The organism is Cutibacterium avidum 44067, assembly GCF_000367205.1.
Classification (GTDB): domain Bacteria; phylum Actinomycetota; class Actinomycetes; order Propionibacteriales; family Propionibacteriaceae; genus Cutibacterium; species Cutibacterium avidum.
On record NC_021064.1, the window covers coordinates 1,381,821 to 1,402,365 of the forward strand.

Annotated in this window: 20 protein-coding genes; 10 read left to right on the top strand and 10 right to left on the bottom strand. The window is 64.7% G+C overall.

The features are described 5' to 3' along the window. Nucleotides 1–8: 8 nt before the first annotated feature. Nucleotides 9–803 (top strand): ABC transporter permease, encoded by a 795-nt coding sequence (locus PALO_RS06310; RefSeq protein WP_015582865.1) that lies wholly within the window; start codon nt 9–11, stop codon nt 801–803. 29 nt (nt 804–832) lie between these two features. On the opposite strand, the gene PALO_RS06315 is transcribed toward PALO_RS06310, so the two are convergent. Beyond that, nucleotides 833–1,951, bottom strand: a complete 1,119-nt coding sequence (locus PALO_RS06315) for an HD domain-containing protein (protein ID WP_015582866.1) — start codon at nt 1,949–1,951, stop codon at nt 833–835. 48 nt (nt 1,952–1,999) lie between these two features. Beyond that, on the bottom strand, nt 2,000–3,094 hold the full coding sequence (gene dusB / locus PALO_RS06320) for a tRNA dihydrouridine synthase DusB (protein WP_015582867.1): 1,095 nt from the start codon (nt 3,092–3,094) through the stop codon (nt 2,000–2,002). A 188-nt stretch (nt 3,095–3,282) separates the two neighbouring features. Here dusB and bluB point away from each other — a divergent pair, with 188 nt between their 5' ends. Then, complete coding sequence (bluB, locus tag PALO_RS06325; RefSeq protein WP_015582868.1) at nt 3,283–5,049, top strand: 5,6-dimethylbenzimidazole synthase; 1,767 nt, start codon at nt 3,283–3,285, stop codon at nt 5,047–5,049. 60 nt (nt 5,050–5,109) lie between these two features. Here bluB and PALO_RS06330 read toward each other — a convergent pair whose 3' ends face one another. Beyond that, nucleotides 5,110–5,862 carry an NUDIX hydrolase gene (locus PALO_RS06330; RefSeq protein ID WP_015582869.1) on the bottom strand — a complete coding sequence of 251 codons (753 nt, stop codon included), beginning with the start codon at nt 5,860–5,862 and terminating at the stop codon, nt 5,110–5,112. A gap of 99 nt (nt 5,863–5,961) precedes the next feature. On the opposite strand from PALO_RS06330, the gene nadA reads away from it, so the two are divergent. From nadA to nadC, 3 genes are read left to right on the top strand one after another with little or no spacing between them, the layout of a single operon-like run. Next, nucleotides 5,962–6,969: a quinolinate synthase NadA gene (nadA, locus tag PALO_RS06335; RefSeq protein WP_015582870.1), complete on the top strand. Its 1,008-nt coding sequence runs from the start codon at nt 5,962–5,964 to the stop codon at nt 6,967–6,969. Further along, a complete protein-coding gene (nadB, locus tag PALO_RS06340; protein WP_015582871.1) occupies nt 6,962–8,542 on the top strand; it encodes an L-aspartate oxidase in 1,581 nt (526 codons plus the stop codon). Before nadA ends, nadB begins: the two co-directional genes overlap by 8 nt. Next, nucleotides 8,539–9,429, top strand: a complete 891-nt coding sequence (gene nadC, locus PALO_RS06345; protein ID WP_015582872.1) for a carboxylating nicotinate-nucleotide diphosphorylase — start codon at nt 8,539–8,541, stop codon at nt 9,427–9,429. Before nadB ends, nadC begins: the two co-directional genes overlap by 4 nt. A gap of 83 nt (nt 9,430–9,512) precedes the next feature. Here the strand turns inward: nadC and PALO_RS06350 are convergent, their stop codons facing one another. The 4 genes from PALO_RS06350 to PALO_RS06365 form a co-directional block, all read right to left on the bottom strand. After that, nucleotides 9,513–10,271, bottom strand: a complete 759-nt coding sequence (locus tag PALO_RS06350; protein ID WP_015582873.1) for a succinate dehydrogenase/fumarate reductase iron-sulfur subunit — start codon at nt 10,269–10,271, stop codon at nt 9,513–9,515. Continuing rightward, nucleotides 10,268–12,400, bottom strand: coding sequence for a fumarate reductase/succinate dehydrogenase flavoprotein subunit (locus PALO_RS06355; protein WP_015582874.1), 2,133 nt, complete (start codon nt 12,398–12,400; stop codon nt 10,268–10,270). Before PALO_RS06355 ends, PALO_RS06350 begins: the two co-directional genes overlap by 4 nt. Beyond that, entirely contained in the window at nt 12,397–13,167 is a 771-nt protein-coding gene (locus PALO_RS06360) for a succinate dehydrogenase cytochrome b subunit (RefSeq protein ID WP_015582875.1), read from the bottom strand. The genes PALO_RS06355 and PALO_RS06360 overlap by 4 nt, the downstream gene beginning before the upstream one ends. A gap of 129 nt (nt 13,168–13,296) precedes the next feature. Continuing rightward, nucleotides 13,297–14,715 (bottom strand): glycine--tRNA ligase, encoded by a 1,419-nt coding sequence (locus PALO_RS06365; protein WP_023032609.1) that lies wholly within the window; start codon nt 14,713–14,715, stop codon nt 13,297–13,299. Between the two features lie 212 nt (nt 14,716–14,927). Here PALO_RS06365 and PALO_RS06370 point away from each other — a divergent pair, with 212 nt between their 5' ends. Further along, nucleotides 14,928–15,338: a Fur family transcriptional regulator gene (locus PALO_RS06370; RefSeq protein ID WP_023032608.1), complete on the top strand. Its 411-nt coding sequence runs from the start codon at nt 14,928–14,930 to the stop codon at nt 15,336–15,338. Here the strand turns inward: PALO_RS06370 and PALO_RS06375 are convergent, their stop codons facing one another. Further along, on the bottom strand, nt 15,339–16,013 hold the full coding sequence (locus PALO_RS06375) for a response regulator (RefSeq protein ID WP_015582878.1): 675 nt from the start codon (nt 16,011–16,013) through the stop codon (nt 15,339–15,341). Between the two features lie 229 nt (nt 16,014–16,242). Here PALO_RS06375 and PALO_RS06380 point away from each other — a divergent pair, with 229 nt between their 5' ends. Next, nucleotides 16,243–16,428: a hypothetical protein gene (locus tag PALO_RS06380; protein ID WP_015582879.1), complete on the top strand. Its 186-nt coding sequence runs from the start codon at nt 16,243–16,245 to the stop codon at nt 16,426–16,428. Between the two features lie 49 nt (nt 16,429–16,477). Continuing rightward, nucleotides 16,478–17,656: a sensor histidine kinase gene (locus PALO_RS06385; protein WP_041710056.1), complete on the top strand. Its 1,179-nt coding sequence runs from the start codon at nt 16,478–16,480 to the stop codon at nt 17,654–17,656. Nucleotides 17,657–17,745: 89 nt separating this feature from the next. Here PALO_RS06385 and PALO_RS12990 read toward each other — a convergent pair whose 3' ends face one another. Continuing rightward, nucleotides 17,746–17,877: a hypothetical protein gene (locus PALO_RS12990; RefSeq protein WP_023033383.1), complete on the bottom strand. Its 132-nt coding sequence runs from the start codon at nt 17,875–17,877 to the stop codon at nt 17,746–17,748. A gap of 172 nt (nt 17,878–18,049) precedes the next feature. Beyond that, nucleotides 18,050–18,790: a DNA repair protein RecO gene (gene recO / locus PALO_RS06390; RefSeq protein WP_004811658.1), complete on the bottom strand. Its 741-nt coding sequence runs from the start codon at nt 18,788–18,790 to the stop codon at nt 18,050–18,052. Between the two features lie 143 nt (nt 18,791–18,933). Here recO and PALO_RS06395 point away from each other — a divergent pair, with 143 nt between their 5' ends. Together PALO_RS06395 and PALO_RS06400 are read left to right on the top strand one after the other, a co-directional pair. After that, complete coding sequence (locus PALO_RS06395) at nt 18,934–19,599, top strand: hypothetical protein (RefSeq protein ID WP_015582881.1); 666 nt, start codon at nt 18,934–18,936, stop codon at nt 19,597–19,599. Between the two features lie 225 nt (nt 19,600–19,824). After that, nucleotides 19,825–20,520 carry an isoprenyl transferase gene (locus tag PALO_RS06400; RefSeq protein ID WP_036902381.1) on the top strand — a complete coding sequence of 232 codons (696 nt, stop codon included), beginning with the start codon at nt 19,825–19,827 and terminating at the stop codon, nt 20,518–20,520. Nucleotides 20,521–20,545: the final 25 nt, after the last annotated feature.

A 20,545-nucleotide genomic window follows, 5' to 3' on the forward strand; every position in this document is an offset into this window, starting at 1 on the left:
ATCCATGCATGCAGGTGGGCCAGATTGGTGCCAAACTTTCCGCCGTGACAGTGAACCCCACCTGGCAGCTCGCCCTGGCGATGGTCATGCTCGTCGTGCTGGCCGTCGTCGCCTCACTCCTTGGACGTCTGGGCATCGCCAAGTCGTCCGTGATCGCGTCGATCCGCGCCGTCGTGCAGCTCGGAATCGTCTCCGTCATCCTCGTCTATGCCCTCGCCCATCTGTGGGCTGCTTGCCTGTTCACCCTGTTGATGTTCGCCATCGCGGTTCGCACGACGGCGAATCGTTCCGGAATCGGCAAGGCCTGGATCTGGGCCGCGGTGGCCATGCTTGCCGGGGTGATTCCGGTCCTCCTCATCATCTTCGCGACGGGTTGCGCGCCGTTCAGCCCCGCTTCCCTCATCCCGGTGGCCGGCATCATCATCGGCAACATCATGAGCGGTCACACCCTGGCATGCCGCCGTTTCTTCGCCGACCTGCGCGAGGGCATCGGCATCTTCGAGGCCGGTCTGGCCGTTGGTTTCCCACGTCGTGACGCCATCGCCCTGGTGACCGAACCGAGCGTCACGGAATCCGTGTTGCCCACCGTGGACCGCACGGCGACCGTCGGTCTGGTGACCTTGCCGGGCGCCTTCGTCGGTGTGCTGCTCGGTGGCGGTTCGGCTCTCCAGGCCGGTGCTGCCCAGGCCCTCGTCCTCATCGGCATCTTGGCGGGCCAGACCGTCACCGTGGTGGTGGCGCACGAATTGGTCAAGAGGGCGAAGCTGTTGCCCGAGGATCTGGCGGGCAAGCTGCACCCGTGACGACACTCTGATCAACACCCTGACAGTTGTCAGAAGCCCCTGCCCATACCCTTGGGCAGCCGGCTGCGATCCCATCCCAGCAACTGGGTTGCCCGGGAGAAGGCGAACTGATCGGTCATTCCCCCCACATATGCCACGACCTGATGGATTCGGTCGGCATCGGTCTCGAGGAATTCGGCCGGCACATCATCAATATGTCCCTGGTAGTACGTGACCAATCCGTGCAGAACCTCGATGACGGCCTCCGACTGCCCCAGTGATTCGGGCCTGGTGTAGATCCGCTCATAGTTGAAGGCCCTGAGGGCCGCCAGGGCGTCCGCGACGTCGGCTGCCATCCCCACCCGTCCAGTTGCGCAGGTGGTGTCGATGACGGACCGGATGAAGACCGACAACTGGGTGCGCCGATCCGTCCCAGCCACCTCGACGACGACCTGCGGCAGATCCGCGACGGTGACGATCCCCGCCTTGATAGCGTCCTCCAGGTCATGGGCGCAATAGGCAATCCGGTCGGCGAACGAGACGATCTCCCCCTCGACGGTGCTGGGGGCAGGACGCGACCAGGAATGGTTACGGATACCGTCCAGGGTCTCCGCGCACAGATTGAGGCTCGCCAGGCTGACGTCCGCGCCCCACGGCCCGTGATCGAAACCCTCCGGGATGAAGGCGTCGAAGGCCTGCTCCGACGCGTGACCTCCCGGTCCGTGGCCGCAGTCGTGCCCCAGTGCCATGGCGTCGGCCAGGGTGACATTGGCTCCGATGCCGGCCGCGATGGATCGAGCCACCTGGGCCACCTCGAGGGCGTGGGTCAGGCGGGTGCGCTGGTGATCAGTGGGATGGACGACGACCTGGGTCTTGCCTGCCAGTCGCCGGAAAGACGTCGAGTGGACGATCCGGTCCCGATCCCGCTCGAAGCAGGTCCGCTCGGGATCCGGCTCCTCCGGGATGGCGCGATTCCCTGCGCCGTGGGCACGAGTGGCTCCCGGACGCAGGAGGAGGTTCTCCCTCTCCTCCCGAACCTCCCGTCCGACGACCTCTCCGGTCTCGATTCGGATGCCACCTGACGGATGGGCATGGACGACGTCATCAACGCCGCGATGACCGGCCATCGTCAGGGCCCAGGCCCGGGCGCGTTCTCCCACTTCGGACATGATTCCATCCTGTCCCACCTCGGCCCGTGGGACCAGACCCGAGTAGGATCAGCCCCCGGAAGCGTCGATCTCGGCGGCCGACAGATCGTCGTCGTCGAGGGTGCGCGAGTCCAGCCAACCGTGGGGCATGACGACCTTGCGACGCGGGGTGCCCTGCCGGCCACGTGCCTTGCCGAGTTCCTTGACGGGAAAGGGCGCGTCGTGGTCGAGGGTGGCCAGCAGTGCGTCGAGTTCCTCGAAGCTGGATATCTGCCCCAAGGCGTGACGGGTCTCCCCACCCACTGGAAAACCCTTGAGGTACCAGGCCATGTGCTTTCGCATGTCGACCAGGCCATGGATGCCCTGATACCTCACGAGCAACTCGGCGTGACGTCGGATCATTGTACAGACCTCGCCCAGGGTCGGCAGGGTGGTTGTGTCGCGACCGGCGAAGGCGTCTGCCAGGTCGCGGAAGAGCCAGGGCCGGCCCAGGCAACCGCGTCCGACCTCGACGCCAGCGCATCCGGTCTGCTCGACCATCGCCATGGCATCTCTGGCCTCCCAGATGTCGCCGTTTCCGATGACCGGGACGTCGACGGTCTCGACGAGGTCGCCGATGGCCTCCCAGTGGGAGTGCCCGGCATAGGCCTCGGCGACGGTGCGAGCGTGCAGGCACACCGCAGCCGCCCCGGAGTCGACGGCGACGCGGGCGGAGTCGAGGTAGGTGATGTGGTCGGGGTCGATGCCGATACGGGTCTTGACGGTGACGGGGACGCCGTGGGCGTCGCCGGCCTGGACGGCAGCGGAGACGACTGCGGCGAACCGGTCGAGCTTCCAGGGCAGGACTCCCCCGCCGCCCTTGCGAGTGACCTTCGGTACCGGGCAGCCGAAGTTGAGATCGACATGGTTGACCCCGTACTTCTCACACAGGATCGACGTGGCCTCACCGACCATTCCGGGGTCGACCCCGTAGAGCTGCACGGAACGGACGTCCTCGCAGTCAGCGAAGGCGAGCATGTCGTGGGTCTTGTGGTCACCATGGACCAGGCCGCGAGAAGTGATCATCTCGCAGACGTAGAGCCCTGCTCCCTGCTCGGCACACAGCTGACGGAAAGCGGCATTGGTGACACCGGCCATCGGTGCCAACACCACCGGGGTGTCCACCGAAACGGTACCTCCAGAAGGCGCGGTCAGGGTCAAGGGGTTGGAAGGCACTCGCCCATGGTAGACGTGGCACACCGGCTCGACCGAAACCGTCGTGCCCGCCCCCGTGGCACCACAGGCCGCCGCAAACCACTTCGCCACACCATCCCGGCGACGAGCCGCGACGGGCTGCCCACTACCCTCATGCTGTGAGCACCCCTGATGAGACCGCATCCACCAGCGACCGTTGGGCCCGCCCGATCCCCCGGATCGGCGACACCACCTCCTCAGCCACTCGCGCCGCTGATCCCGCTGGGTGGTCCCTGAGTGACCAGGTGCAGCAGGGGCTCGACGCCGCCATCGACGCCCGCCGTGACATCCGTCGTTACCGCAACGACGACATCCCCGAAGACCTCGTCAATGCCGTCCTGTGGGCTGGCCACCGCGCCCCCAGTGTCGGTCACAGCCAGCCGTGGCGGTTCATCGTGGTGCGCGACGCCGACACCCGCGATCGCGCCGCCGTCATGGCCGACCGGGAGCGACTGCGTCAGGCCGACTTGCTGACCCCGGATCGTCGCGCCCGGCTTCTCGATCTCCAGCTCGAGGGGATCCGCGAGGCCCCGGTCGGCGTCGTCGTGGCCTGCGATCGTCGCGCCCCGGCGTCGGGGGTGCTGGGACGCAACACCTTCACCGACGCCGACATGTGGAGTTGTGCCTGCGCCGTGGAGAACATGTGGCTGACTGCCCGCGCCCACGGACTCGGAATGGGATGGGTGACCCTCTTCCAGCCAGAGGAACTCGCCGCCCTGCTTCATCTGCCCGAGCGGGTGGAGACCCTCGGTTGGTTGTGCCTGGGATGGCCTGACGAACGTCCCCCGGCCCCGGGACTCGAGCGACGCGGCTGGTCCCGTCGGCTCCCGCTGGCCGACGTCACCCTGGCCGATCGCTGGCCCGACGACGGTCAGCCCGAGGCCCCCGTCTCTGCTCTCCGGGAGACCCTGCACTCACCCGACCGCCATCGGGTGGTGGCGGCCCACGACGATGCCGACCAGCTCCTCACCCCGCCTGGATCGCTCGGCCTGCTCGACCAGACCCTGGACCGCGTCGAGGCCGCAGGTGGAACTGAGATCACCGGCGGCACCCTCGTCCTCGTCGGGGCTGACCACCCGGTCGCCGGCCTGGAGGTGACGGCCTTCGATCCCACAGTGACCCATGACGTCATGGCTGCCTCGGTTGCCGGAACGGGGCTCGGCGTCTCGACCGCCACGGCCGCCGAGCTCTCCCATCTCGTTGTTGACGCCGGGGTCACCCAGCCGGTGGAGGGCGCTCGCTCCATGCGCGTCCCCGGAGAACGCGGGGATCTTCTGCATACCGACGCCATGGCCCCAGCCCAGGTCGAGGCCCTGCTGCGCGATGGTCGGGCCCTGGGCGAGGAGGCTGCCGAGGCCGGCCTGGTGTGTCTGGGAGAGGTCGGTGTCGGAAACACCACCGTTGCCACGGCTCTGGCCTGCGCCCTCACCGGTCTGGCTCCCACGAAGGCCGTCGGCCTAGGAGCCAGCAGCGACACCGCCATGGTTGAGCGCAAGGCTGATGTCATCACAGCTGCGCTGGCCCGCACCCAGGCCGGCCCCAACGACCCCGAGCATCTCTTGGCATCCCTCGGCGGACCGGAGTTCGTCGTCCTGGCCGGGGCGTGTCTGGGGGCGGCCCAGGCCGGGTCCCCCGTCGTCCTGGACGGGCTGGCCACCAGCGTCGCAGCCCTCATCGCCACCAAACTCTCGCCAGGTCTCCACGGCTGGCTCGTCGCCTCCCACGCGTCCCGGGAGCACGCTCACCAAGCCGTGCTGGCCGAGCTTGGGGTGGAACCCCTCATGGAATTGCGGATGCGAGCCGGTGAAGGTGTCGGCGCCTGTCTTGGAGCCCAGATGATCCTCACTGGTCTTCAGGTGCGACGGACAGCCGCGCGCACGCATTGAACTCAGCTGAGACGTCAGGTTGAGCCACTGGCTCGCAGAGGATCAGTCAGGCTTCAGGACTCATTGTCCCGTGAGGTTGCCCCGTGACGCCGGGCGCAGCACGGCGAAGGGGTCGGTGACCTCGTAATCGTGTCGGGTGAAGGTCCAGGTGGCCGGTGGCCGGCCTCCTCTTTCCCCCGACTCCTCCAGGTGACCGGTCTTGACGATCTGGCCACGGCGACGCAGCACTCGCGAGAGGTTCGTGACATCGACGTCATGGCCCAGACAAGCGCAATAGATGTCGCGCAACTGGGCCAGGGTGAACTCTGCAGGCGCAAGGGCATGGGCGATGTTGGTGTAGGAGACCTTGCCACGCAGCCTGACGACGGCTTCCTCGACGGCCTGCGCGTGGTCGAAGGCCATCGGTACAGACGCCCGCACCGGCAGCCAGCGCGCTCCCCCGCCAGTCTCGACGTCGGGGGCAACCAGACCGAGATACGTCGTCGCTACCGTCCTCTCGAAGGGGTCACGTCCCGGCTCGGAGCGCGTGGACAACTGCTCGTGGTGGTCCAACAGTGAGACGTCCAACAGACCCTTGAGGTGGCGGACGACGGCCTGCTCCATGGTCTCACAGACCTCGAGTGGTCCACCGGGCAGAGCAGGCATCCCGGTGAACGGTTCGCGAGCACGATCCTTGACCACCACCTCGAGATCATCCCCCGCGACCCTGACGACGACGACCAGCACCTCGTGACGATACTTCGCCACCCCGCGCTGGTCTCGATAGGTCGGACGCGGGGCGGAATCTCCGGCGTCTCCGTGAGCCGTTGTCATCACGGAGTCAGCTTATCCGGATGCCTCGACGATCCCATTTTCGTCTCTGAGACGAGTAGTTCTAGACTATACGTCGATTACCTGAAAGGAGTCGTTCCCGTGACCACCGACTGCGCCACTACCCGCGTTTCCTCGACCTGGGCCGACAATGTCCGTCGCCTCGCGAAGGAGCGCGACGCGATCATCCTCGCCCACAACTACCAGGCCCCCGAGATCCAGGACGTGGCTGACCACGTCGGCGACTCCCTGGCCCTCGCGCGCCTGGCCGCCAAGAGCTCGGCAAGCACCATCGTGCTGGCCGGGGTCCACTTCATGGCCGAGACCGCTGCCCTGCTGTGCCCCGACAGGACCGTCCTCATCCCTGACCCCCAGGCCGGCTGCTCCCTGGCCGACTCCCTCACCGTCGAACAGCTGCGGGCCTGGAAGGCCGAGCATCCCGACGCTGCCGTCGTCACCTACGTCAACACCACCGCCGAGGTGAAGGCCGAGTCCGACATCTGCTGCACCAGCTCCAATGCCGTCGACGTCGTCAGCTCCCTACCTGCCGACCAGGAGATCCTCTTCGGTCCTGACCAGTTCCTCGGTGCCCATGTGCGCCGCATGACCGGACGCCACAACATCCACGTCTGGATGGGCGAGTGCCACGTGCACGCCGACATCTCCCCCACCGAGCTGTGTGACCAGGTCAAGGCCAATCCCGAGGCCGACCTCTACATCCACCCCGAGTGCGGCTGCACGACCAGCGCCCTGTGGCTGACCAGCAACGGCGACCTTCCCCAGGATCGTACCCACGTGTTGTCGACCGGCGGAATGCTCGATGCCGCCCGTGCCACCCGCAACAGCCACGTCCTGGTCGCCACCGAGACCGGCATGCTCCACCAACTGCGTCAGGCCAATCCCGGCACCACCTTCACCGCGGTCAACCCGGATGCCGTCTGCCCCTTCATGAAGATGATCACTCCGGAGAAGCTGCTGCGCTGCCTGGAGACCGGGGCCGAGGTCGTCACCGTCGATCCCGCCCTGGCCGAGAAGGCTCGCAGGGCCGTTGAGCGCATGATCGCCATCGGCGGGACAGCCGCCACCATCAAGGAGTCGGCTCATGCCTGAGCATCAGTGCGACGTCCTCGTCGTCGGCAGCGGAGCCGCGGGCCTGTCCTGCGCCCTGGCCGCTGCCGAGATCGGGCGCTCCGTGACGATCATGACCCGCGAGGGGATCGACGACTCCTCCACCGATTTGGCGCAGGGTGGTCTGGCTGCGGTCTGGGGCAAGGATGACTCCTTCTCCCTCCATCTCGACGACACCCTCGCGGCAGGTGCTGGGCTGTGCCACCGCGACAGCGTCGACGACCTGGTCCACCACGCCCCGGGGACCCTGCGTCATCTCATGGGCCTCGGAGCTCACTTCGACACCGGGGCCGATGGCGAGCCGGATCTCCACCTCGAGGGGGGCCACCATGCCCGTCGAGTTCTCCATGCCGAATGCGACCGATCTGGACACGAGGTCCATCAGTGCCTCAGCGCTCAGTTGGAGGGAACCGGGATCACCGTCCTGACGGACACCCGTCTCATCGACCTCATCATCGGTCCGAGTGGGGCTGTGTGGGGTGTGACGGCTCTGTCTGACGGAAATACGGTGATGATTCCGGCGCGTTGCGTCGTACTGGCGACCGGGGGCATCGGAGCGCTGTGGTCGGCCACCTCCAACCCCTCGGTGTGTACCGGTGACGGGATGGCGGCAGCCCTGCGCGCCGGACTGACGATCCGTAACCCCGAGTTCATGCAATTCCACCCCACCGTTCTCTTCCTCCCCGGGCAGGAGGGCCGATCTCCCCTCATCTCGGAGGCGGTGCGCGGCGAGGGTGCCGTCCTCCTGGACGTCAACGGTCGTCGCATCATGACCGGAGTCCACCCACTCGCCGATCTCGCACCCCGCGACGTCGTCTCCGCCGCTGAGCACGAGGCCATGGTCGCCACCGGATCTGACCACGTGCTCCTCGACGCGACCGGGTTCGGCGAGAACATGTGGCGGCATCGCTTCCCGACGATCCTGACCAGCTGTCGAGAACATGGCATCGACCCTTGTACCGAGCCGATCCCGGTGGTTCCAGGAGCTCATTACCACTGCGGTGGCATCGCCGCCGGCATGGATGGACGCACCTCGGTTCCCGGCCTGCTGGCCGTCGGCGAGGCTGCCTGCACAGGAGTTCACGGGGCCAATCGTCTGGCCTCGAACTCCTTGACCGAGGCCCTCATCGCTGGCGAGCGCAGCGGACGCTGCTCCACCAGTCCCACTGGCCCGGTCTCCTCGACAGCCCACGTCCCTGAGCGGCTGCGCCATCGTCGCTGGCTACCGGGCGAGCAGCTGGAGTCCGTGCAGGCCATCATGGACCGCGACATCTTCATCAGTCGCAATGGCACCGGTCTGCAGCGAGCCCTCCGAGACCTGCACCGGATGGCTCCCACCGAGGGTCTCGAAGATGCCACCCTCACCGCGACCAATGCCGCTCTGATCGCGACAGCCCTGGCGGTCGCGGCCCTGTGGCGCACGGAGTCCCGGGGAGCTCATCGCCGCAGCGATCATCCGGGTCAGAACCCGTCCTTCCAGCTGCACACCGACCTGCGCCTCGTCGGTGGACGTCCGACGGTCATCACGCACAGGCAGGAGAGGAGCATCGCATGACCACACTGCCCCACGATCTGGCCCGCACCATCTCCGAACGAGGGCTCGATCCCGACCTCGTCGTCAGAACCATCGAGGCCTGTCTGGACGAAGACCTGCGCGGCGGCACTGACGTCACCACCGAGTCGATCTTTGGTGAGGCCGCCGACCGAGCCGACATCAGAGCTCGTCAGAACGGCTGCCTGGCCGGGGTTCCGGTCGCCGCTGCCGTGCTGCACGTCCTCGCCGACCGCACCGGAACCAATGTCGAGTTCACCACCCACCTCGACGACGGCACCCGGGTCTCCCCCGGCGACGCCGTCGCGACCGTCTCGGGGCCGCTGCGCACCCTGCTGGCGGCAGAGCGCACCATGCTCAACCTGGCCAGTCATCTCTCCGGGGTGGCGACGGCCACCTCCCAGTGGGTTGATGCCCTGGCAAGCACCGACACCAAGGTCCGCGACACCCGCAAGACCGTCCCCGGTCTGCGTGACCTCGACAAGTACGCGGTGCGCTGCGGAGGCGGGCTCAACCATCGCATGGGACTGTCGGATGCTGCCCTCGTCAAGGACAACCACATCGCCGCGGCCGGGTCTCTGACGGCCGCTGTCGAAGCGGTGCGATCCCACCGGCCCGACATCGTCTGCGAGGTGGAGTGTGACACCGTCGGCCAGGTGCGCGAGGCCATCGAGGCAGGTGTGACGACGATTCTGCTCGACAATATGGACGACGCCCTCATGACGGAGTCAGTCAGCATCTGTCGGCCCCGCGGTGTCGTCACCGAGGCCTCCGGTGGCCTGACACTCGACCGAGCCAAGGATGTGGCCGCGACCGGGGTCAACTACATCGCGGTGGGTGCCATCACCCATTCCGCCCCGGTGCTCGACCTGGGCCTGGACTTCGACTGAACCGGATCCCGCACACATCACGGGAGAGGGCTGGTACCCGTCACGGATACCAGCCCTCTCGTCGTCTCAGCCGACCTTTCCAATCAGTTGTCCTTGCTGCGCACCCCACGGAACCCGGCACGCCAGCGCTCCCGATTGACCCGGGCGACGGCAACCAACGGGATGCTCACCGGGCAGGCCTCGACGCATTCCCCGTAGAGGGAACAGGGGCCGAAATTCTCGTCGAGGGCATTGACCATGCGACGCGCTCGCTTCGAGCGCTCCTGACGACCCTGCGGCATCATCGCCAGGTGCGAGAGTTTCGCACCGGCGAAAAGCATGGCAGCACCGTTCGGGCAGGCGGCCACGCAGGCTCCGCATCCGATGCAGGAGGCGAAGTCGAGGGCCTGCTCGGCCTCCTTGTGCGGCTGGGGCACCGAGTCGGCGTCGGGAGCGGTTCCCGTCATGACGTCGACGGTCCCGCCGGCCTGCACCAGGCGATCCAAGTTCGAGCGATCGATGGCCAGGTCACGGATGACCGGAAAGGCCGCCGAGCGGAAGGGTTCGATCTTGAAGTGGGTGATCTCGGGGAAGGCCCTGAGGTGCTGACGGCACGCCGGGGTGTTCGGTAGCGGCCCGTGCGGCTTGCCGTTGACGACGAACCCGCAGCAGCCACACACTCCCTCGCGGCAGTCGGACTCGAAGACGATCGGATCACCGTCATTCTCGACGATCTGGTCGTTGAGCCGGTCGAGCAACTCGAGGATGCTCCACTCAGGCTCGGCGTCCTCCACGACGTGGCGTTCGAAACGTCCCTTGGCGTTCGGGCCGTCCTGACGCCAAATGTCCAATGTCACCCTCATCGGTAATCCCTCACCTGCAGATCGATCAACGAGAACGTCAGCGGTTCGCTGTGGCGAACCTGGGTGCCGTCGGGCCGTGTCTCCCACGCCGAGACCGCGCACCAGTCGTCGTCATTACGTTTGGCCTCGCCAGCCTCGGTGGCGTATTCGGTGCGGAAGTGCGCACCAGCCGATTCCCGGCGGTCCAGAGCGTCGAGGATCATGACCTCGCCGAGTTCGATGAAGTCGGCGACCCGGCCAGCCTTCTCCAGTTCCTGGTTGAGTCGGTCACCACTTCCGACGACCTTGACGTCGCGCCAGAACTCCTCACGCAGCTCACGCACCTTGGACAGACCCTCGAGGAGGCCCGACTCGTCACGCGAGACCCCGCAGTGCTCGTAGAGGATGTCGCCGAGCTTGCGATGGAACCACTCCGGACGGTGGGTCCCACCACAATTGAGCAGGGCGTCGGTGCGCTTCCGGACCCTCTCGATGGCCGCGGTGACCTCGGGAGCATCCAGCGGCAGCACTGGCTTCCCGACGAATCCGGCCAGGTAGTTCGGCACCGTCAGGGGCAGGGTGAACCACCCGTCGACGCTGGCCGACAGCAGGGAGTTGGCTCCCAGCCGGTTGGCGCCGTGGTAGTTGTTCGAGGCCTCACCACCGACGAACAGACCCGGGATGGTGCTCATCTGGTCGTAGTCGACCCACAAGCCACCCATTGTGAAGTGGGCTCCCGGGGCGATACGCATCGGCACCTCGTAGGGGTTCTCCCCGGTGGCATCGAGGTACATGTCGAAGAGGTTTCCGTAACGCTCCGCAATGGTCTTCTTGCCCAGACGCTGGATGGCATCTCGGAAGTCCAGGTACACCGAGTTCTTGAGCGGGCCCACACCGTGGCCGCTGTCGATCTGGGTCCTGGCGTTGCGGGAGGCGACGTCACGAGGCGTCAGGTTGCCGAAGGCCGGGTACTTGCGCTCCAGGTAGTAGTCACGCTCCTCCTCCGGGATGTCGTTCGCCGGACGTTCGTCACCGGCCTTCCTCGGCACCCAGATGCGGCCGTCATTGCGCAACGACTCACTCATGAGGGTCGTCTTGGACTGCCAGTACGAACTGACCGGCAGGGCGGTCGGGTGAAACTGCACGAAACAGGGGCTGGCGAAGTAGGCACCTTGACGGTGGGCCCGCCAGGTCGCGGTGGCGTTGGATCCCTTGGCCAGGGTCGACCAGTGGTAGACCGACCCGTATCCGCCGGTGCACAGGATGACGACGTGAGCCGTCCATGCCTTGACCTCACCGGTGAGCAGGTCACGAGTGACGATGCCCTGGGCCTTGCCATCGGCGACGATGAGGTCGAGCATCTCGGTTCGGTTGTGCATCGTCACCGATCCGGCGTCGATCTGGGCCTGCAAGGCCTGGGAACAGGCAACCTCGAGCTGCTGACCGGTCTCACCACGGGTGTAGTAGGTGCGAGAGACCTGCACACCGCCGAAGGATCGGGTGGCCAACTGACCGCCGTACTCGCGGGCGAACGGAGCGCCGATGGCATACATGTGGTCGATGACCTGTACAGACTCGGTGCCGAGTCGAACGACATCAGCCTCACGGCCTCGGTAGTCGCCGCCCTTGACGGTGTCCTTGACGAACCTCTTGAGGGAGTCGCCGTCAACCTTGCGGGACCGAGCGGCGTTGATACCGCCCTGAGCGGCCACCGAGTGGGCCCGACGCGGCGAGTCGTGGAAGCAGAAGGAGTCGACGTGGTAGCCGAGCTGCCCCAGGGTCGCGGCGACGCCGGAACCGGACAGTCCAGTTCCCACCACGATGACGTTCATCTTGCGTCGGTTGGCAGGGTTGACCAGCTTGTACTCGCTCTGACGACGGGTCCACGCGGTCAGCGGGTCCCCCTCGGGGGCCTTGCCGTCGAGCTCGTCCCCGACGAGGTATCCGGCCTTCTTCTGAGCCGACCCAAGGTTGTCGCGGGCCTTGGAGCCCTTGCGGGCTGCTCGTCTCGGCACGCTCACCTCAGCCTGACGTGGCTGAGGCTGCTCGGGCTTGACAAGCTCCTTGGCCGGCTCGTCGACAGTCTCCTCACCGTGACGTCCGGCAATCCTCTCGAGAGGCTTGATGATGGCACCAATGACGTTTTTCATGAGATCACCCCGGCGAGAATGAGCATGGGAAGTGCGCCGTTGCACACCACGATGGCCAGTGCGATGAGCAGGCCAATCACCGTCCAGACGGCACGGAGACGGCGGCCGGTTCCGCCGAAGTCATTGATGGTGTTGCGCACGCCTTGGCAGATGTGCAACCCGATGATGATCATGACGACGGTGTAGAAGATCGCCATCCACGGCCGCGACAGACTGGCGATGAGGTTCTGGTACGCGGTGATCTGGATGTCAGGAGTTCCCTCGTTGACCGGCCCCTGGAAGGACGAGGAGGCAACCCCCTTGCCCAAGGTCAGGTCGAGGATGTGCACCACGACGAAGGCCAGGATGACGATGCCCGACAGCACCATCGTGCGGGCCCCCCATCCCAACGCCTTCATGTTGTACCGGGAGAACTTTCCGCGGGCTCGTCGACCCCTTGCCCAGATCGTCAGACCGGCCCACACATGCAGGACCAGACAGACGAGCAGCACAATCCGGAAGCACCACAGCACCCCACCTATGGGGAACAGTGGGTACAGGACCGTGCGGAGAAACTCCGCGTAGGCGTTGTAGTCGTCTGCGCCCATGAAGGCCTTGAGGTTTCCGACCATGTGCACGAAGACGAACAACGCGAAGATCGTCCCCGTGATGGCCATGATCAATTTCAGTGTGACGTTGGAGGGACGCGCTGCGCTGCGTGCACGAATGGCCACGGCATCCCCCCCGCGCTCAAGTTCACGTCGCTCTCGAACGTCAGGCACGCTCATGGAGTCATCACCCTTTCATTGCTGTCCGAACAGCCTAAAGGACGACGTTTTCCCAAGACGCACCGGGGCCGGGATACCTGAGATGGATACCCCGGCCCCATTGTCAGTCGGATTGGTCTGACCAGAGGATCAGCAGCCGAGCAACCTCCCGGCGAGGTAGTCCTCGACCTTGTCGATGGCGATACGCTCCTGAGCCATGGTGTCGCGCTCACGGATCGTCACAGCGTCATCCTCAAGGGAATCGAAGTCCACAGTGACGCAGAACGGAGTACCGATCTCATCCTGACGACGGTAACGCTTACCAATGGCCTGAGCGTCATCGAAGTCGACATTCCAGTGCTGACGCAGCCGAACCGCCAGATCGCGAGCCTTCGGCGACAAGTCAGAATTACGGCTGAGCGGCAGCACAGCAGCCTTGACCGGCGAGAGACGCGAATCCAGCTTCAGAACAGTACGCTTGTCAACCCCACCCTTAGCATTCGGAGCCTCATCCTCGGTGTACGCATCAACCATGAAAGCCATGAGCGAACGAGTAAGACCAGCCGCCGGCTCAATAACATAAGGCAGATAGCGCTTGTTGTTGGCCTGGTCGTAGTAGGACAGGTCCTTGCCAGAATGCTTCGAATGGGTACCCAGGTCGAAATCGGTGCGGTTGGCGATGCCCTCGAGCTCGCCCCAGTCGGAGCCGGCGAACCCGAACTTGTACTCGATGTCGACGGTGCGCTTCGAGTAGTGAGAGAGCTTCTCCTTGGGGTGCTCGTAGTGACGCAGGTTGTCCGGGTTGATGCCGAGGTCGGTGTACCAGGCAGTGCGGTTGTCGATCCAGTACTGGTGCCACTCCTCGTCGGTGCCGGGCTCGACGAAGAACTCCATCTCCATCTGCTCGAACTCGCGGGTGCGGAAAATGAAGTTCCCGGGGGTGATCTCGTTCCGGAAGGACTTACCGGTCTGAGCGATGCCGAACGGTGGCTTCTTGCGGGCGCTGGTGAGCACGTTCTGGAAGTTCACGAAGATGCCCTGGGCGGTCTCGGGACGCAGGTAGTGCAGACCGGACTCGTCCTCGACCGGGCCGAGGTAGGTCTTGAGCATCATGTTGAAGTCGCGGGGCTCGGTCCACTGGCCCTTGTTGCCACAGTTGGGGCAGTTGATCTCCTCCAGAGGGACGGAGTCCGGATCGTCGATCCCGTGCTTGGCGGCGTGGCCCTCTTGAAGGTGGTCGGCGCGCATGCGCTTGTGGCAGGAGAGACACTCGGTCAGCGGGTCATTGAAGACGCCGACGTGGCCGGACGCGACCCACACGTCGCGGGGCAGGATGACGGACGAGTCGAGGCCGACAACGTCGTCACGACAGGTGACCATGTAACGCCACCACTGCCTCTTGATGTTCTCCTTGAGCTCGACGCCGAATGGGCCGTAATCCCAGGCGGCGCGGGTGCCGCCGTAGATCTCGCCGCAGGGGAACACGAATCCGCGACGCTTGCAGAGGTTGATGACGTTGTCGAGTGTGCTGGTGGAGGCCACAGCCGTCCCTTTCTTCCAAGTCCTCATTGGAGTGGACACCCGGATGGTGCCCACGCGGGCAGCGCCACCGACGGATCTGCATGTCCGGGTAGCGAGGCCATTGACCAGCCTACCGGTAACCACGCGGCAGCAATCACCACCAACCCCGCCTCGGAGCCATCCGAGATGGTGCGCCCGGGGCCATCCACAGGACGCTGGGGTACATTTGAGGCAATTCCACGCCCAGCAGTGAGGTGATCATGGTGGAGAATCGGCGGCGTACGACCAAACAGCGCCTTGCCATTCGTGCTCTGTTTGACGACGAGTCGTTCTTCCTCACTGCCCAGCAGGTCCACGACCAACTGAGGGAACGGGGGGACCAGGTCGGTCTGGCCACGGTCTACCGGAACTTGCAGACGATGGCCGAGGACGGCGAGCTCGATGCCATCCGCTCCGAGGATGGCGAGATGACCTACCGACGCTGTTCCTCAGCTCACCACCACCATCTGGTGTGCCGTAATTGCGGCAAGGCTGTCGAGATTGGCCCGGAGAAGATCCTGGAGGACTGGGCGCGCGACATCGCTGCCAAGCACGGGTTCAGCGAGACCGGACACGAATTGGAGTTGTTCGGGATCTGCTCGGAGTGCTCGACAACGCGCGACAATTCCTGATCAGCGGCGCAGCCGCGGGGTGACGAGACCCAGCTCGCAGGCTCGCACCAGCACCTCGAGACGGCTTCGCACTCCCAGTTTCTTCGCCAGATGACCAATACGCTGTTTGACGGCAGACTCACTGAGGCACAGTTCTTCCGCGATGACCGCGTTCGACAGCCCCTCGGCGAGAAGCTTGAGGACGTCGTCGTCGGCGTTGGAGAGTTCCACCGGGTTCATGTCGACCTGACGAGGTGTTGCCTTACCCCCGACCTGGGCCGAGAAGGTCTCGACAACCCCTCGGGCGATCTCTGGTGAGACGGTCACCTGACCGGCCATGACGGCGCGTACCCCAGCGATGACGGCTTCGGGCTCGGACTCCTTGAGGAGGTATCCGGCGGCACCGGCAAGGATGGCCTCGACGACGATGTCCCGGCGGGCGAAGGTGGTCAGGGCGACGACGCGAACAGAAGGATGGCGGGAGACGATCATTCGGGTGGCCGTCAGACCGTCCATCTCAGGCATTTTGAGGTCCATGAGGACGACGTCGGGCAACAGCTGGTCAACGAGCTCGACGGCTTCACGACCGTTGGAGGCCTGCCCGACGACCTCCATCTCCTCGACGCGGGAGAAATAGCCCGCGAGGGCCTGCCTCATGATCGGATGATCGTCAGTGACGACGAGTCGAACTGACATCGCACCTCCTTACGCTGCTCACCATCCTCGCATGTCCGAGCAGTCCTCATGACACCGGGTTCGACCCAGCGCCACTGACGAACAAATAATCAGAAGCAGGCCAGATTTCCGGCCATGTGAGCAGCCAACCGGCCCATGCGCACAGCATGTCGCTGCACGTGTCAGCGACATGCACGCGACTCCCTGCACCCCGTTGTAGATGACCCCTCCGAAGGGATACATTGTGCCCATGAAGAAAATCATCACCGGCATCGTGGCTGCCTTGGCAGTTAGCTCCTTCTCGATGGCAGTCCCCGCTCAGGCCTCCGCCGAGTCCACCCCTGTCCAGAACGCCGTCAATACGCAGCCAAAGGCACATGTCGAGGGAATTATAGAAGGCTTGTGCGCCATCTATCCTAATTGGTGTTATGACTGATCCTGTATCCAATATGTAGCCTGTTTGGCCCACGGGGAAACACACCAAAGTGAATAGCGGTTCGCCTGGACGTCGCCTCATCCCCAGAGGGAGCAGTCGAACCTCTGGCATCACGGCTACCATCATCACCGTGCTGGTGCTTTCCGGCGCGGACGATCTTCGCATGGCTGTCGTAACTCACCGATGCAGCAGTACGATGATCTGGCTGGTAGCCACTTATGTCTTCACCACGGTGGCCTTGCTGTGTTGGGAGCGTCCTGCGCTACAGGAATTGCTACTGCTTGTCGGCCTGGTCAGTAGCGTAGCCGCGGGAAAAATCGCAGTTAGCATTCCTCTGCTGGTCGTGCTTGCATTCTTCGCCAGCCAACACGGCCTAAGACGCCATTTCATTCCGATAATTATCGGAGCAGCTGTCGTCATGGTTCGAGCGACCGCTCATGAGGCACGATGGGCTTCCATCTTATTGGTCGCTGGCCTCGCATGCGGGATCGGCGTCGGATTCGGCTCTGCATTCCGCTGGATCGATCACCGCCGCAAGCAGGCGGAGAAACAAGCAGCTGACGCCCTCGAACAGGCGGCCCATGCCCGCGAGGAAGAACGCCAACAGCTGGCAGCCGAGCTCCACGACGTCGTGGCCAAGGACCTCACCGTCATCACCATGCTGGCGGGTTCCCTCCGCCTCAATACCGCTGACGAAGACGTCATCACGGCATCGAAGTCCATTGAAACGACCTCCCGGACGGCCCTCGACGACCTTCAGCGCCTGCTCCTGGTACTGCGAAACCAGAATCTTCCGCTGGTGTCCTCCCCCACCCATGAGGACTCCGTCGAGGCCACCGTGGCAGCCATGGTGACGCGCCTTGAAACCTTGGGATGGCACGTCGACTGGTCGGTTGATTGCGAACCGATGCCAGTGAGTGTTTCCGACGCCGTCAACCGAATCCTCGACGAGTCGACCGCGAACGCGATCAAACACAATGGTCCGACCACGGCAAAGATTATTGTCAGAGACGATGGAGATGACGTTGTCGTCACCGTCTCCAATCCGGTTACCGGATCCCAGATTGAACCCGTCCGTTCCACCGGGATGGGTATTGCGCGACTCAAGGAGCGGGTCTCCCTACTCCGTGGTGAGATCTCCATTGGTCTGCGCAATGGTTGGTGGATCGTCGATGCTCGGATCCCGCGCGCCAAACCTGATACTCCGTACAAGAACACACAAACATGAGGCCGACATCACGCCGGCCTCCCGCTATCTCTGACAGCTCAGAACAGTCCAGCGTTCTGATAGTTATTCGTGTCGTTCCAGGTCCACTTCTAGGAATTGATGTCCTGGTCATTCCACGTGGTTCGGTCGTCAGGAAGGCGACCAGCCTGGGTGAGCGGCATCTCCCGGTCAGTGGTACTGGTCGTCTCGAAGGCCTCGTAGGGCTTGAAGGTGTCCCCCATCCCGGGGAGATCACGGCGCGGTAGTCGGCCTGCTTGCACACCGGATGGGTGCTGAGCAGATTGGCTTTCACTGGACCGCTGGTGTCGGTGTGGATGATCGGCACGTTGTGATTAACCGTAGAAGTGTCGTCGTAGCCACCGCAGGTGGCCAGAGGTCAGGCTCCAGACCGGGTCAACGCTCCAGGAATGGCATCGAACGCAGTCCTCGATCCATGTGCCAGGACACGAAGGCGGCGACGAGCCCCGATCCTTCCCGGATCCTCGGCCACGTCACCTCACGGGTGGCAGGCCAGTCCCCCACCAGCAGCGCCTGCAGGTAGGCGATCGTCTCTTCATGGGGATGTGGCGTGCCCGGTGGCTGACAGTTGATGCAGACCACTCCGCCCAGGCTGGGCGAGAACCCAGGGTGCGGGCCGGGAGCTCCGCAGCGGACGCAATCGACCAGATCCGGGGCATATCCCGACGCCGACAAGGATCGCAACAAGTAGGAGTCCAACACCATCTCAGGTGGACGTGGGCCGTCAGTCGTCCCCCGGCCAAGAACCCGCAGCGCACCGGCGAGCAAGCGATACTGGGCCGGGGCAGGCTCCCGATCCACCGGGACCAGGTGATCGGCGGCCTCGACCATGACCTCTGCGGCCGTGAAGAGCCCATAGTCCTGACGCAGTGGCGCGGAATATGGGTGAAGGCATTCCACCTGAGCGACGACGTCAAGGTTTCGCCCCTGCACCAACTGCAGATCGACGAGGTTGAAAGGGTCCAACCGGGCCCCGAACTTGCTGGAGGTGCGTCGGACACCTCTGGCTACTGCGCGAATCTTGCCGTGTTCCCGCGACAGCATGGAGACGATGCGATCGGCCTCACCCAGCTTGTGTGTGCGCAGGACGACGGCTTGATCGCGGTAGGTGGGCATGACACCTATTGTCTCCCAGTCACGGTGTGCAGCCGAAAATGTTCCGCGCAAAACTGCCATGCCTGGCCTCTCAGGGTGTCCGCCGACTCTGAGCATGCCCCCACCCAGTAACGTTGTTGCGACCCCCCACCAGGAGAAGCCTCATGGATACCTTTGTCGCGCTGCTCGGCAGCGTGTGGTACCTGGTGCTCGTGGCAGCCGTCAGTCCGGTCATGATCCTCAATGCCAGCGCCGCTGTGCATGGCCAGAAACAGAACCATGGTTGGGCCTTCGTGTCGGGGGCCGGGCTGGTGCTCGGCGCCATTGGCATCACGAGTTTTGGCTTGCTTGGAAGTGCCGCCACCGACTTCGCATCCCGTCAGCTGGCTTCCCACGCCGTCGACCGTGTACTGGGCATTCTGCTCTTCCTCTTCGGCTGTTATCTGGCGTGGAAGAAATGGGGATCCCATCGCGTCCAGAAATTCCGACACAAGAAATCGTCAGGTCCGCGATCCACGGGTGCTCACGGCATGTTCACCTGGGGTGCTCTCGGCATGGCCACCAACTTCACGACAATCCCACTGTTCATCTCGTCAAGCCAGCGCATCGGAACAGCCGACCTGCCACTCATCGTGCGCATACTGACCTTCATCGTCTCGTGGTGGATCGTCCTGGTCCCGGCATGGCTGCCGATCGTTGTCGATCGTCTGCGACCCAATTCCTCGGGTATCTCCGGACGGACTCGAGAGCGCATCGGCCACTGGACCAGCGTCGCCTCGATCATCGCCTGTCTCGGCTCGGGAATCATCATCGTCTGGACGACCCTGTGATGGTCGAAGCAGACTTGCCAGTTGCTGCTGGTCTGTCTGTACAACATGGGACGTCGGCTGTAACACCAACAACGTCGGATCCCAGGCGAGCGCAACGCCACTACGCTGTGACCCATGGCTCACACCACACCGCGACCCCCGAAGCGCGGCCCGCTGCCGCATCCGTCCGGAGCTCGTCCTCCGGAACTGCCTCCAGAGCTCATCCCCCGACATGTCGCCATCGTCATGGACGGCAATGGACGGTGGGCCAAGCAGCGCGGCCTCAAGCGAACCGAGGGGCATGCCCGTGGTGAGGACGCCCTCTTCGACGTCATCGAGGGGGCCATCGAGATGGGCATCCCCTACCTGAGCGCCTACGCCTTCTCCACCGAGAACTGGAAGCGCTCCCCCGACGAAGTGCGTTGGTTGATGGGGTTCAACCGCGACGTCATCCACCGTCGTCGTGACCAGCTTGACGCCATGGGGGTGCGTATCCGCTGGGCAGGTCGTCACCCCAAGTTGTGGAAGTCGGTCATCAAGGAGCTGGAGTCGGCCGAGCAGCAGTCGGCCGACAACACCGTCCTGACCCTGCAGTTCTGCGTGAACTACGGCGGTCGCGCCGAGATCGTCGACGCGGTGCGAGACATCGCCAGGCTGGCGACCGAGGGGAAGATCGATCCGGATCACATCACCGAGAAGACCTTCCGCACTCACCTCGACGAACCAGAGATTCCTGACGTCGACCTGTTCTGGCGCTCCTCGGGAGAGCAGCGCACATCGAACTTCCTGTTGTGGCAATCGGCCTACGCCGAGATGGTGTTCTCCGACGTGCTGTGGCCCGACGTCGATCGTCGAGACCTGTGGGACGCCGTCCTGGAGTACGCGAAGCGGGACCGCAGGTTCGGTGGGGCCGTCCCCAATGAGGTCAGCCCCACCGCCTGATCTTGCTGGTCGCCCGCCCTTGGCC

Excerpts from the sequence above, each read along its gene's own strand:
- PALO_RS06310 (WP_015582865.1), top strand. The coding sequence starts at position 9 with ATGCAGGTGGGCCAGATTGGTGCCAAACTTTCCGCCGTGACAGTGAAC.
- PALO_RS06315 (WP_015582866.1), bottom strand. The coding sequence starts at position 1,951 with ATGTCCGAAGTGGGAGAACGCGCCCGGGCCTGGGCCCTGACGATGGCC.
- PALO_RS06330 (WP_015582869.1), bottom strand. The coding sequence starts at position 5,862 with ATGACAACGGCTCACGGAGACGCCGGAGATTCCGCCCCGCGTCCGACC.
- nadB (WP_015582871.1), top strand. The coding sequence starts at position 6,962 with ATGCCTGAGCATCAGTGCGACGTCCTCGTCGTCGGCAGCGGAGCCGCG.
- nadC (WP_015582872.1), top strand. The coding sequence starts at position 8,539 with ATGACCACACTGCCCCACGATCTGGCCCGCACCATCTCCGAACGAGGG.
- PALO_RS06350 (WP_015582873.1), bottom strand. The coding sequence starts at position 10,271 with ATGAGGGTGACATTGGACATTTGGCGTCAGGACGGCCCGAACGCCAAG.
- PALO_RS06355 (WP_015582874.1), bottom strand. The coding sequence starts at position 12,400 with ATGAAAAACGTCATTGGTGCCATCATCAAGCCTCTCGAGAGGATTGCC.
- PALO_RS06360 (WP_015582875.1), bottom strand. The coding sequence starts at position 13,167 with ATGAGCGTGCCTGACGTTCGAGAGCGACGTGAACTTGAGCGCGGGGGG.
- PALO_RS06365 (WP_023032609.1), bottom strand. The coding sequence starts at position 14,715 with ATGAGGACTTGGAAGAAAGGGACGGCTGTGGCCTCCACCAGCACACTC.
- PALO_RS06370 (WP_023032608.1), top strand. The coding sequence starts at position 14,928 with ATGGTGGAGAATCGGCGGCGTACGACCAAACAGCGCCTTGCCATTCGT.
- PALO_RS06375 (WP_015582878.1), bottom strand. The coding sequence starts at position 16,013 with ATGTCAGTTCGACTCGTCGTCACTGACGATCATCCGATCATGAGGCAG.
- PALO_RS06380 (WP_015582879.1), top strand. The coding sequence starts at position 16,243 with ATGAAGAAAATCATCACCGGCATCGTGGCTGCCTTGGCAGTTAGCTCC.
- PALO_RS12990 (WP_023033383.1), bottom strand. The coding sequence starts at position 17,877 with ATGGGGGACACCTTCAAGCCCTACGAGGCCTTCGAGACGACCAGTACC.
- recO (WP_004811658.1), bottom strand. The coding sequence starts at position 18,790 with ATGCCCACCTACCGCGATCAAGCCGTCGTCCTGCGCACACACAAGCTG.
- PALO_RS06395 (WP_015582881.1), top strand. The coding sequence starts at position 18,934 with ATGGATACCTTTGTCGCGCTGCTCGGCAGCGTGTGGTACCTGGTGCTC.
- PALO_RS06400 (WP_036902381.1), top strand. The coding sequence starts at position 19,825 with ATGGACGGCAATGGACGGTGGGCCAAGCAGCGCGGCCTCAAGCGAACC.